Here is a 13,194-nt window from a genome sequence, read left to right on the forward strand (position 1 = left end):
TCGGCCCTCTAGAGCACCGTCGATAAGAAATTACGCACGCGGATATTTTCCCTGTCATCGAGCACGGCCTGCGTCGGCCCCGCGGCGACGATTTTTCCCTCTTCCATAAAGACGATATTATCCGCAACCTCACGGGCAAAGCCGACCTCATGGGTGACGATGACCATGGTAATGCCCGAATGTGCCAGCTTTTTGATAACCAGCAACACTTCGCCGACCAGCTCAGGGTCGAGCGCCGAGGTCGGTTCGTCAAACAGCATCACGCCGGGGTCCATCGCCAGCGCACGAGCAATCGCTACCCGCTGCTGCTGCCCCCCTGAAAGCTCGGAGGGCCACGCGTCTTCACGCGATGCCAGCCCGACCTGCTGCAACAGTGAACGTGCCTTGAGCACCGCCTGCTGACGGCTCTGCTTTTTAACTCGCATCGGCGCATCAATGATATTTTGCAGCACGGTGCGGTGAGGGAACAGATTAAACTGCTGGAATACCATGCCAATCTCGGCGCGCTGCGCCGCGGCCTGTTTGCTGTTCAACTCGTACAGCGCACTGCCTTTCTGGTGATACCCCACCAGCTGTTCACCGACGCGAATCGTGCCACCGTCAAGTTTCTCAAGGTGGTTGATGCAGCGCAACAGCGTGGATTTCCCCGATCCAGACGGGCCTAAAATCACCGTCACCGAACCGGCGGCGATGTCGAGATTGATACCGTGCAAAATGGTGTTGCCGCCAAAGCGCTTGGTAATATTGCGGAGTTCGATAGCCTCAGCCATTGTTGCCAACCCTCTCTTTGTTCACCGCCAGAGCAGGCGTCTTGCGTTTAATCCAGGCACGTTTTTCTTTGCGCACGGTACCGCGGCCGAAATAGCGCTCAACGTAAAATTGGCCGACCGACAGCACGGAGGTCATCGCCAGATACCAGATAGTGGCCACCAGCAGGAGCGGAATCACTTCATAGGTTCGTTGATAAATAATCTGCGCGGAGTACAGCACGTCCTGGAGGGCAATCACCGAGACCACTGCGGTGGTTTTAAGCTGACCGATCACTTCATTACCCGCCGGAGGCAGAATAGCGCGCATCGCCTGCGGCAACACGGTGTGACGGAAAATCTGCGCCGGACGGTAGCCCAATGCTCTCGCGGCCTCAAGCTGCCCTTGACTGACGCTCTGAATACCGGCACGCACAATTTCGGCCGCATAGGCAGACTGATGCATCACCAGCGCTATCACCGCCGCACTGAAAGGACTGATCAGCGAGTTGGCGTTAGCGCTCCACAGCTCACCGACGAAAGGCAGAGACAGCGTAATTTTTGGATAAAGCGCGGCAACGTTGTACCACAGGAACAGCTGCACCAGCATCGGTACACCGCGAAAGAACCAGGTGTAACCCCAGCTCACCGCGGAAAGCACCGGGTTCGACGACAGACGCATCAGCGCCAGCACCGTGCCCCCCGCGAAGCCAAGCACCACGGAAATTACCGTGAGCTGAAGCGTCATCAACACGCCCTGAAGAATTGACGCTTCGGTCAGATTTTCAGCAATAACCTTCCATTCAAAGCGCGGGTTATTGATGACCGAGTTTGCTACTGCCAGTAAAATGAGCAATACGATGAAGGCGCTGATCCAGCGCCCATAGTATTTTTTACCGATAATACGCAGCTCGTCCTGCGATTCTGGCGTTGCCTTTTGCATTAAAAAATCTCTTCGTTGCGTTTTGCTTCTTTCATCGCGCCGTAGCCGATGTTCCACTTATCGAGGATCTTCTGGTAGCTACCGTCCTTGATAAGTGAGTTCAACGCGGCCTGCACGGCGTCTTCCAGCGGAGAACCTTTAGGAAATGCAATAGAAACCGGAGCGTCGTTAACCGTAATCTGTCCGCTCATGGTGAGCACCGGGACCTTGCTGACCTGATACGTCAAGCCTTCGTAAGGACCAAAGAACATCGCCACACGACCGCTGACCACCGCTTGCACGCCCGCCGGACGATCCGGGAAGGTCGCAATCGTGATGCCAGGTTTGCCGTCGGCGACACATTTCTGGGTAGCCTCCTGCAGGCGCAGCAGCTGTGTGGTCCCTGCACCGGCACCGACCTGCTTGCCGCAGACGTCCTGCAGTGAAGTAAACGGGGCAATGTTTTCGTCTTTACGCGAGATAATGCCGAGACGCGATGCATCGAAATAGCCGATGAAATCAACCTGACTCAGACGTGCCTTGGTAGCGTTGATGTTGGACAGCGCAACGTCGTAACGGCCGGACTTCAGGCCGGGAATAATATTGTCGAAACCGCCGGTATCGCGCCACTGCACCGCCACGCCGAGCCTTTCGGCGATTGCACTCATCACGTCAATCTCGCGGCCAGCCAGCGTTTTATTGTCGGCCATATAAAAGGTGGTTGGCGGAGTATTGGGGTTAGTGCCTGCAACGATGTAGCCGCGCTTAAGAATGTCTTCAGGCAGCTTACTTTTTAAGGCGCTATCGGCGGAAACGTGGAGAGAACTAGAGAAAGGCACGTTCTGATCGGCAGCCCAAACGCTCTGCGTGCTTGCCGCAATCACGAGAGGAAGCAGCAATTTTTTTAATAACTTCATTTTTAAACCTTTTTCCCGGTGAAAATTAAAATAGATCAATATTATTTATTTTCAGGGGTCGGCCTAAGCCTTACAACTGCTTAAATTAGATAAGTAAATCCAATTTTGTGCTAAAGAAATGCGATTTTTGAGAAAGGGAAATGAGGTCAGGGAATGACTTACGACGGTATCAGGCGGCAGAGATCCTTTCTCCGCCGCCCGTCGTAGAGTCAACATTCTTGTAGACTCAAACTTTTTATTCTAAGCGTCCGCTGCGCTGGGTTAGCGGAACGGCGGCTCGTCGAAGGTGCGCAGTTTACGGGAATGCAGTTTGTCCCCTTCGGCGCGCAGCAGGTCTATCGCTCGAATCCCGATTTGCAGGTGTTCGGAGATAGCTCCCTCATAGAAGTGGTTCGCCTGCCCCGGCAGCTTAATCTCGCCGTGCAGCGGTTTATCAGAAACGCACAACAGCGTGCCGTAAGGAACGCGGAAGCGATAACCCTGGGCGGCAATGGTGGCGCTCTCCATATCCACGGCCACCGCACGACTTAGGCTAAAACGACGCGCCGACGCCGAGAAACGCAGCTCCCAGTTGCGGTCATCGGTGGTGACGACGGTGCCGGTACGCAAGCGCTGTTTGACCTCTTCACCCGGCATGTTGCTGACCAGCTTGGTGGCGTCATACAGCGCGCGCTGCACCTCGGCAATGCTTGGGATCGGGATATCCGGTGGCAACACCGCATCGAGCACGTGGTCGTCGCGCAGATAAGCATGGGCAAGCACGTAGTCGCCAATGCTCTGGCTTTCACGCAGTCCGCCACAGTGGCCAATCATCAACCAGGCGTGTGGGCGCAGTACCGCAAGATGGTCACAGATGGTTTTAGCGTTGGATGGACCCACTCCGATGTTCACCAGCGTGATCCCCTGCCCGTTTTCAGCAATCAGGTGATAGGCCGGCATCTGGTGTTTCTTCCACGCCAAATCGGAGGCGGTGCGCGACGGATCGCTGTCTTCCTCGGTGATGTAGTTGCCTCCGGCACAGGACAGCGCTTTGTAAGGCGAGGTTGGGTCCAGAATCTGCTCGCATGACCAGCTGACGAACTCGTCCACATAGCGAGTGTAGTTAGTGAACAACACGTAAGGCTGGAAATGCTCGGGCGGCGTGCCCGTGTAGTGTTTCAGGCGCGCCAGCGAGAAGTCGGTGCGGAGCGCATCAAAGTGTGAGAGTGGGAAGCTGTCGGTTCCGCTCGGGACACCGTCGGTGATGTCGTCACCAATTTTAGCCAGATCGGTGGTCGGGAAATTCAGCGCCAGACCGGCCGTCATCGAGCGGTCCAGCACCAGGTCAGAACCGTCAATCACGAACGGGTAAGGCATCTCCTGCTCTGACGCACTGACAATAAAGGATGCGCCGTAGTCTTTTTCGAGAATCGAAAGCTGGCTGAGCAAATACCCCCTAAACAGCTCGGGGCGGGCAATGGTGGTCACGTAACGGCCCGGATGCGCGAAACGTCCGTAGGCGCGCGTGCGGAACTGAGTTTGTGAACTGCCGTCCCAGCTGACCTCGATCTGCGGGTAGGCAAAGAGTCCGTTTGCGCGAGCCGCCGCGTCTGGCAAAGTCCCGTTATCGATATATTGGCTGATGGCGGCGCGCAGCGCCGACAGGGAGGCCTCAAACAGCGACTCAAGGCGAGCGATAGCCTCCGAGGCGTTGAGATAAATTGTAGAGGGTTGATTATCCATAATAACTCCTGAGCGCGATTGCCATTTTTTCTCATTTAACATCATATATTGCATGACCTCAATCTAAGATGTTAAATAGCCACGATTGTTTAGGTACTTTGAGCAAGCAGGTCAATTAATTGCTGAACCTGCAATTCATTGACCATAATGTGCTCAGCCTGCATATGGCTTGCGGCCAGCGCTGGAGCAACACCGCGTTTTTCAGCCAGGCCAATAGCCAAACTAAGATCGCCATGTTTAACCAAAAACTCACTAACCTTAACGTTCTGACTTTCCATATATCGGATTAGTTTTACTGGTAAAGTCCCTACGCCAGCTTTACCGTTCGCTATATTATTTTTTATTTGCAACAGCAGTCTGTGGGCGTCATCGTTATTCTTCAGCACCTCGGATTTGTTATTGTTCTCGAGTATATCAATAAGCATCTCCAGCAGTTCCTTATCAACTAATTTGCCCGCGGTTGGCGACCTTACCCCACGCAATGCCAGAATGCTGTTAATGTCGACATCACTTCCTTGCACAACCCTGATAACATTGCGCGGCAGCTGTATTTGGTCATACTCTCCCATTGAAGCTGCATGGGTTTCAAGCCAGCTCTGTGCCTCGGCAACGTGACTAACAGCGGGTTCAAGCATGCTTTTAAGACGCTGGATATCTGCAAGTTTGACAGAATATTCTCCTGGTTTACTGCCAACGGTTTCACCAAGGGGGGTGAGAAAAAGAGTAAAGTCCGGTATTTTTGTGCTTAAGAAATCGATTAAATTTTGAGGCAACCTTCTCGAGCCCAGCCGATCCCCGACCTGCATCATATTTTTTTCCATACTTTCGAGAAAATAATATGCATCCTCTTTTGTAGATATACCTTCAGCCATCAATAGAGTGTATAAATGTATTAAATCGCTTTTAGACAACCGCGCAGTGGGCGCTTCGACGTTGCCTGATGCCAGTGAGTCAGCACCTTGAGTACACGTATTGAGAAAATCCTTTATGGGCTGAAATTGTTCTAGAAAGAATTGGAGCCTCGCTGGCAGCGCAGTCTTAATATCGTTCCTTGCCTCGTTAATCATGGGAAGCAGCTTTGGCTCTAAATGATTTTGCAGAGCTCGAATAATATTTGGTGGATATTTTATTGTGACACCTTCACCCTTTAATTTTATTTTGTCTGCAATCCATTTTTCAGCCTGAGGCATTGTGCTGATATCTCTCGTTTGTTTTAAATCGGTGGTTATCTCTCTTTTAGCTATCGACTCCGGCGTTTCTTCAATGCCTGCATGGCTGACCGGAATGCGTTTATTCAGCAATTTCTCCATCACGTTGGCCACAGCATCAACGTCTCCACCGTCGCTGATCGCACCGACGATAGCGTCACGGGGTATCACGCCCGGTATGGGCTGCCCTTCAACGTAACCGGGAATTTTCAACTTATCAAGCACTAGCACAACGGGAATATTCAGTGTCGATATATCCACCGTGTCGCCTAATTTAGCCTTTATTGCGCTATATCGGGCATTCATCGCGCGGTCTGCTTCACTCCAGGTGCCATTAGCCACCTTCTCCCGCGCCCGCGTATAGTTAAGATGTTTAGCCGTAAAGGTTGCAGACTCTGCGGCTTCATTGACCTGAGTATGGCCATAAGCATGGAGCTTGTCTTTCGGGGTACGGTTGCCAATAGTTCGCACTCTGTAGCCCATGATATTGACATTGGTGCTTTCCCCCTCCTGCACCATCGAATTCAGTGAGACACCTACCACCAGGGTGCCCGACGGGGTATTTTTATAACGTATACCGCTGCCCAGCCTATCAACATTAGTCGATATTTCGGCAAGTGAATAAGGTTGTTCCGCCGTACTGCCGAGTGCACTTTTCCATGCCGCCGCTCCCTTGTTTACGCTGCGATTAGCAGCCCAGCTAATGATCACCCCTTCCACTCCGCTTCGCATCCGTGCCTTATTGTCCCAGTATTGCAGCGCTGAAGCGTCGATTTTCCTTTCACCTCCGCGTCGAGAGCCTGACCGATGGGAAATAGCATCGTTAGGCATTGAACTACGACGACCAAAATGGGTTAAGGACTCATCAAGCTGCTGCGCTCTATACCAGTCGGGGCGATGGCTGATTTCTGTAAATGACGAGGCGTGCCTGGCAGCATAGGGAGGGGTGCTCGAGAAGGTCTGATCCAGCATGCTGAAATTTTTATGCCAGTCGATTTGTACCGCGTTATCGGTAAATTCCATGTCCGCGATATAATTTTTATTGAAATTATTGGCGTCGAACGCCTTGGCAGCCTCTTTTTCACCGAAGGTGGTGCCTGGTGTATCAGTCGTGCTGATTGTCCTGCTTTTGAAGTAAATGTATTGGTCTTCTGTTCCGGGTTTTGACACTTTAACGATCAACGCAGGCTGGGTTGAGGCATTTTCACGGACCGCGTGCACATAGCCGACGTCAACGTTATACCCCAGCTTTCGGGCTTCAAAGGCGAGGGTCCGGTAATTGGATTCATTCTCGAGAGCATTCTCTCGCTTGCCGAATCGGGCTTTGAAGACCTCCGTTTTAGCGTCAAACTCAGTATTCAAGGTGGTTTTAAGGTCGGAAATATCCAACGGCGTGGTGGGAAGATCGTCGACATCATCGATAAACTTGAAATCGTTATAGCCTGAATCGCCCGAACTGCTGGCATGACTCACTCTCTCTGAACTGTTGCCAGTGCCAGAGCTCCTGGAACCGCTGGCAATACCCGAATCCGTGGTGCCGTTTAGGCTCCTTGTCCCCGAGGAAACAGAGCTGGTTGAAAGAGTTGATCCAGAATCCGAAAAATGACTGTCTGCCTTTTTGATTTTCGAGTCGATGAAATTTTCCATTCTGGTTTTAAGCTCAGCGGGCAATTGGTCAACGGTAATATTCATCTTTCCAGCGAGGAGGGATAACGAACGGCTCAGCAATTCACCGGCAGCTTGCCCACCCGCCTCTGATATTATCCCCACAGCAGCATCAATCATCGCATTGCGGGCTTCTTCCTGCCTGTCAGCCATGGCGGCCTGAAGCAGTTTCGGCACCACGCCGGTGGCAAGTGTCAATGACCAGCTTGCCGATGCCGTCCCAAGAAATGCCAGCGCTTTACCTGATAGCGTGACAGCAACGCCGCTTGCACCGCCGGTAAACGGCATGGCAAACAGGGCCGCAGCAGTCCCCAGAGTACCGATAGCGTTAACAATATCGTCACCCAGAATTTCATTATCGGACTTCATCAGGTAGTCGGCATCTTGCTGGGCGTGGTGAATTTTTAAGTTAAGTAGCGCGCTGGCATACCCCTTACTTGAAGTCAATGTGGTAAGTCTGGGAGGGGGATTAATGTTAACGGGTATAGGTGCCGGTCCCCCGATCATAATCCGCATTTTTGATTTTGGGATAATTTTTTTTGGGGACGGTAACAGGCCGCTAGCATCAACCACCACATCCTTTGCTCTCATGAAATCATCCCGTTTTAATCCTTTTTTCACCTGCTTGAAGAACTCATCTCCTGTTGCCTTATCTTTAAACTTTAGCCCCGCCGTGCTCCATTGCGCCTCAAAACCTTGCCCACTGGTCAGAGAGAGATATAAAACCTCACCGCCAGGTTTCTTGATACAGGCCATGTCGGTGACGTATTTGCCGTCAAGCTCGAGCAACTCAACCTCACCGCGGCTAATTTGCTCCAGTACCTCATTTTTGCTTAAAGCGCTACGGCCTACCGAGTTGTCGAAATGAGTATTGACGATGCTTCTCATTCTTGAAACTATATATTTTTCTGAAAGATCTTTTATTTCCGGACGTTGATAAAACCTTTTTAACTCATCAATATAAGCCTTTTGCACATCTTCATTTTTGAGAATATGCACAGCTCTTTGCATCCCATCTTTTTCAGCTTCAAATTTCAACTCATTCCCTAAACTGGCATAGTCCTTACGCGCATAGGTCTTAAAGGCATAATCCAGCAGACTAATGGTTTCCAGAAGTTTAGGCCGTTGCTGATGCCTTTCGTCTGCCAATCTGTCGGAGGCGGCTGAAAACGGGATGCTATAGACCTTAACTTTAGTATCCCAATCGATAGTTCGTTGATACCCCGCGTTACGCAGCTTGTCCTCGAGGTGGTTTTTCGCCCACAGCAGCGGGCTGTCGAGGCGGTTTTGCTGATAAAGAGGATTTTTGTCCAGCAGCGCCTCATCCAGGCTAGCTTTGACGTTTAAGTCATCCTGTTGCATTCCCCCGGCAGTGCCCGTCGAGCGTTTGCCGCGCGTAAGCACATTCTCCTGAAGCGCTTCACGCTCAGAGGCAATGCGTTCACTGCGGGTCGCCGCCAGCGGGGCTTTCGGCGCCGGTACCTTACCTGCCGACAGCCTGTTCTGCGTGGCGATTGCTACCGCAGAGACTGAGGCGAAGGAGCTGTCCGTGCCGAACCGCTTTACCGCACTGGCAAGGAACTGCATTCGGTCCTTCTGATACAGCCCGAAACCGGCCAACGGCGCGGCAAGCGCCAGGCTAGCTCCGGCCGGGAGCAGGCCGGTGACAAGGCGGGCAACGGCATTAGGAATTTCACGTTCCAGATAGGTTTTAATCGCGGCATCAGCCGAGCCCTGCCCCGGCAAAAGACAATTTTTCAGGGCTCTCACCCCTAAGCCAATCGTGACAGGCGCTAACAGCGCCTTAATATAGCCCATTCGCGGCATCAGCAACTGCCTGTTAGGATGAAAGGAAATCATCCGATTCAGCGTCACGTCACCCAGTCCCACCGCCGCAGTGACCACCGCGTAAACCCCACGTGAACTGATTTTTTTGCCACCCCACTTGACCAGGTACCGATCAAAGGTGTCGCTTTTCGCCAGCAGTTGTTGTTGATCGGGCGGCAGTGACATGTTCCCATCAAACGCATCGTTTATCGCTAGTGCCACTCTTTCTTGCAGGAACCTGCCTTCGGGGTCGCTGACTTTCGCAAAATTCTTTTCAGCAACGTCTTTGAAAATTTTCGTCATCGCTATTTTGATGACCGCAGGGTCGGCATTGGGGTGCTCACTGGCGAAGGCTTCCAGCTGATCCTTGCTCCACATGCCGACCCCTTTCGCCAGGCGGCCATCGCGAGAATGACGGTGTATGTTCTCACCAAGGTGGTTTTTAGCCGCCTTTTTAATCTTCGCATTAATGGCTTCAATTGTTTCTTTTACCTCAGACAAGGTCTTTAACTGAGTCTTGATATCGCCATTTTCAGACGGCTTCGTCGCCCCCTTTAACAGGGTCGCAGCATCAACCAGTTCTAATGATGCCAAAAGCAAGACCTGTGACAGTTGACGGATCTGTTTATCCTCACCTTGACTGCGCGGCAGATCGAGACTTTCTAGCCCCTTTCGAAGGGTGCTCACCAGCGTCGTTTCTATTTGAGTGGCAACGCGGTGGGCCGACTCCGCAGCCTGCCTATAGGCGTCCAGCGCCTGGGATTTTTCCTGCGCGCGATTAACCCGCTTGATATGTGAGGGATTAATCTCTTCAAGCAGCGTTTTTGCTACCGCCTCAAGTGCCTTCTCTATATCACCAACCGGCCCTGCCTTGGGTTCCTCAATGTGAGGTGATTTTTTGCTGGCCGACGCATAGGTTTCCGCAGCCGACTGCAACCCGTCGACGGCGTCGAGAAACTTCTGTGCATCGGCCAAAAGCGTGACCGGGGGCGCCTTAAATTGGCAGACTACGGGTTTCGCTATATCTCCACGCAGCATCTTGATGAGTCCGATCCCCTGTAACTCCGCGTTGCTCGGCCCTGTGGCCACGCGTTTTGGGATGACAACGCGACCTATGGGCTGCTCGACAACCCGTTTATCGTCAACCATAGAGTCCAGTACCCTAACTCCGCGTAGCGCAGAAGCCTGAAGGTTATCTATCTGGTGTTGAGCAGCAGCTTTAACATTCTGTAGCTTTTTTTGAACATAATTTGGGAACTTCTCTATCTGTTTCAGGCTAAATTTTTCTAAACCCGTCTGCACCACGGTATTAGCCTTATGCAGGAAACTCTCAGGCGTGGCGACCCTGGTTAATTCGGCGGCAATCGCCTTCAGCTCGTCAGCCGCATTACCGATGTGGCCAGCAATGAAGATATGCGGTGCCAGCTTTCCAAATTGCTGACGGATCTCCTTGGGTTCGGTGTTAAATAAGTTACCCGGCATGGTTTTGGTATACGCATCTGCAGCCTTGGCCGCTGTCTTTATCCCTTTGGCAGTTTCCTTCAGCACCGCCATCATTGACCGCGTGTGGTTATCGAGCGACTGACGTTTCACCGTATTCACCAGCGCTTTCAGTTCCGGTGAGGCCTTCTCCAGCAACGTCTTTTCCACCTCGCGCCTGAGTTGGTCCAGCGCCGCGTCTGACGCGGTCGCCTTACCCTCACCCAGCATTAAATCTACTGCCCCTTCAACCAACGTGGCCACCTGTGCCTTGTCGATCTTCGCCGCGTTTTCAGGGTCCTGGAGCCTGGCAGCCAGTTCAATGGCGTCAACGGTTTTGACCAGGGCGGTCACGATCGCGTTTAGCTGGTTGACCGACTGGCTGGTCCTATGCGCTTCAATAACGTCGGATTGCCTGGTTAGCACCTGCGGAGAATCCTGCACCTCCCGAAGTAAATTCTGCGTCACCTCCTGCAATTTCTTTAGGGTGTATTGATACTGAGGCGGCATTGTCTTTTGCAGCGCGTCGAGGTCCGCCGGAAGGCGGTTCAAAACATCCAGGACCAACGTCGGTTTCTCCGGGCTATGGCCTTTTTTATGAAACATTTTGAAGGCAGGGAGTTCGTCGGTCATTGTTTCACTGAACTTCGCAGTCGCCTGAGTAAACGTCGACAGTGTGTTCGCCCATTTATCGGGGTGAGTGGCGAGTTCGCCTTTGATAAGCCTTAGAAAATCTGCCGTTTCAACCGGCGTCGGGTTAGCAGGTTCTTCCAGCAGGGCACTGAGCAGGCTGTGCTTATCCGCCGTCTCATCAGCGGTCACGTTGACATCTTTTTTGAGTTTAAAAACGGTGTCCTTTAAGGCTCGTAGGAAATCCTCATCGTTAACAACCAGAACAAGCAGTTCGCACACGCTTTTATCACCCTGCCAGTTTCCGTCATTGCTGATTTTCTCCACCAGGCTGTCAAGGTTGGCTCGCTCTTCCTTTGAAATAAAAATTCCCGCCTCTTTCGCTTTCATCGGGCTGGAGCATTTGGCCTGGCTCTCAGGATCGAGAGACGAAGGAGGGAGATGGGTTGAAGATAGATTAACGAGGGGCGCCATACGATTACCTGATGAATAGTTAAGAATAATTATTCAAAACTATATTTCATCAGGTGAATCGTAATTTATGAAAGTCGTACAGTTCTTATGGATTTTTACATCTGGCGGAGGTAAAGGTTTGTCAGCAAGACTATAAATCTCTGCCGCCGCTGGCGATCACGCCTTTATACCAGTCGAAGCTCTTTTTCTTGGAACGTTTAAGGGTGCCGGAATTATCATCATGCTTATCAACATAGATAAACCCGTAACGCTTGCTGTACTGGCCGGTCGTGTAGGACACACAGTCAATGCAACCCCAGGGCGTGTAGCCCATCAGGTCAACGCCGTCGTCAATCACCGCTTTTTTCATCTCTTCGATATGAGCCCGCAGATAATCAATGCGGTAGTCGTCGTTGATAGTGCCGTCGGCCTCTGGCGTATCCACTGCGCCAAAACCATTTTCGACGATGAATAACGGCTTTTGATAACGCTCATACAGCGCGTTGAGGGTGTAGCGCAGACCCACCGGATCAATTTGCCAACCCCATTCGGAAGCCGCGACGTGGGGATTGCGTTTTCCCCCTTCTACGGAGACCATTCCAACCTCTTCAAATCTGGCCGCGTACTGTACCGCCGTGCTCATGTAATAGCTGAAACCGAGATAATCGGTGCAGCCTTCGCGCAGCGTCTTGGCGTCTTCTGGATGCATTTCAATGGAGTAGCCTTTGCTTTCCCACTCTTTGAGAATGTAGGAAGGATAGTAGCCACGCATCTGCACGTCGCCAAAAAGATAGCGCTGGCGCATCTGTTCCTGCGCAAACATCACGTCATCAGGGTCGCACGACCACGGATAAATCGGCACCATTGCCAGCATGCAGCCGATTTTAAAGTCAGGGTTAATCGCATGACCGTCTTTTACCACTCTGGCACTCGCCACAAACTGGTGATGCAATACCTGATACATCGCTTGTTCTGGATTAGGCTGTTCGATGAAAATCACCCCGGAGCAGGAATACCCGAACAAGGGGAGCTTCCAGTTGCGCTGGTTGTTGATTTCATTGAAGGTCATCCAATATTTGACCTTGCCCTTGTAGCGCTCCATCACCACGTTGCTGAAATGGACGAAGAAATCGACCACCTTACGATTCAACCAACCGCCGTATTCTTTAACCAGATGATATGGCATCTCAAAGTGCGATAGGGTTATCACAGGCTCAATATTATGCTTGAGTAACTCGTCAAACAGGTCGTCGTAGAACTTAAGCCCCGCCTCGTTAGGCTGCTGCTCATCGCCGTTGGGGAAAATGCGCGACCAGGCGATAGAGGTACGAAAACACTTAAATCCCATCTCGGCAAAGAGCGCGATATCGTCTTTATAGTGTGAATAAAACTCCACCGCCTGATGATTCGGATAGCTGAACCCTGTTTTGACACCGTCGGTTATTTCACGCTGCACGCCGTGCGCACCGGCGGTTAGTACATCAACGATGCTCGGCCCCTTGCCGCCCTTATCCCATCCGCCTTCAACCTGATGAGCGGCCACGGCGCCGCCCCACAGAAAATCATCCGGCAATTGTCTGGTAGACATATTTTTTCCTCAGTATTTGCTCAAAATTGTAAGAGTT

Annotated in this window: 6 protein-coding genes; all 6 read right to left on the reverse strand. The window is 51.9% G+C overall.

Translation table 11 applies throughout. The annotated features are described in order from the left end of the window. Nucleotides 1-8 precede the first annotated feature (8 nt). The 6 genes from BS640_RS10865 to BS640_RS10890 all read right to left on the reverse strand — a co-directional run bounded on the left by BS640_RS10865 (nt 9) and on the right by BS640_RS10890 (nt 13,157). A complete protein-coding gene (locus BS640_RS10865) occupies nt 9-770 on the reverse strand; it encodes an amino acid ABC transporter ATP-binding protein (RefSeq protein ID WP_084912555.1) in 762 nt (253 codons plus the stop codon). Next, nucleotides 763-1,689: an amino acid ABC transporter permease gene (locus BS640_RS10870; RefSeq protein ID WP_017490842.1), complete on the reverse strand. Its 927-nt coding sequence runs from the start codon at nt 1,687-1,689 to the stop codon at nt 763-765. Before BS640_RS10870 ends, BS640_RS10865 begins: the two co-directional genes overlap by 8 nt. Continuing rightward, on the reverse strand, nt 1,689-2,585 hold the full coding sequence (locus BS640_RS10875; protein WP_084912556.1) for an ABC transporter substrate-binding protein: 897 nt from the start codon (nt 2,583-2,585) through the stop codon (nt 1,689-1,691). Before BS640_RS10875 ends, BS640_RS10870 begins: the two co-directional genes overlap by 1 nt. 261 nt (nt 2,586-2,846) lie before the next feature. Continuing rightward, nucleotides 2,847-4,307 carry an AMP nucleosidase gene (locus tag BS640_RS10880; RefSeq protein WP_017490840.1) on the reverse strand — a complete coding sequence of 487 codons (1,461 nt, stop codon included), beginning with the start codon at nt 4,305-4,307 and terminating at the stop codon, nt 2,847-2,849. 89 nt (nt 4,308-4,396) lie between these two features. Further along, nucleotides 4,397-11,590: a hypothetical protein gene (locus BS640_RS10885; protein WP_084912557.1), complete on the reverse strand. Its 7,194-nt coding sequence runs from the start codon at nt 11,588-11,590 to the stop codon at nt 4,397-4,399. A gap of 130 nt (nt 11,591-11,720) precedes the next feature. Further along, on the reverse strand, nt 11,721-13,157 hold the full coding sequence (locus BS640_RS10890; RefSeq protein ID WP_017490838.1) for a 6-phospho-beta-glucosidase: 1,437 nt from the start codon (nt 13,155-13,157) through the stop codon (nt 11,721-11,723). Between the last annotated feature and the right edge of the window lie 37 nt (nt 13,158-13,194).

Origin of the sequence: Rouxiella badensis (assembly GCF_002093665.1) — a bacterium.
GTDB classification, from domain to species: Bacteria; Pseudomonadota; Gammaproteobacteria; order Enterobacterales; family Enterobacteriaceae; genus Rouxiella; species Rouxiella badensis.

Bases quoted from the DNA above. Each gene is read 5' to 3' on its own strand.
- BS640_RS10865 (WP_084912555.1), bottom strand. From the start codon at position 770: ATGGCTGAGGCTATCGAACTCCGCAATATTACCAAGCGCTTTGGCGGC.
- BS640_RS10870 (WP_017490842.1), bottom strand. From the start codon at position 1,689: ATGCAAAAGGCAACGCCAGAATCGCAGGACGAGCTGCGTATTATCGGT.
- BS640_RS10875 (WP_084912556.1), bottom strand. From the start codon at position 2,585: ATGAAGTTATTAAAAAAATTGCTGCTTCCTCTCGTGATTGCGGCAAGC.
- BS640_RS10880 (WP_017490840.1), bottom strand. From the start codon at position 4,307: ATGGATAATCAACCCTCTACAATTTATCTCAACGCCTCGGAGGCTATC.
- BS640_RS10885 (WP_084912557.1), bottom strand. From the start codon at position 11,590: ATGGCGCCCCTCGTTAATCTATCTTCAACCCATCTCCCTCCTTCGTCT.
- BS640_RS10890 (WP_017490838.1), bottom strand. From the start codon at position 13,157: ATGTCTACCAGACAATTGCCGGATGATTTTCTGTGGGGCGGCGCCGTG.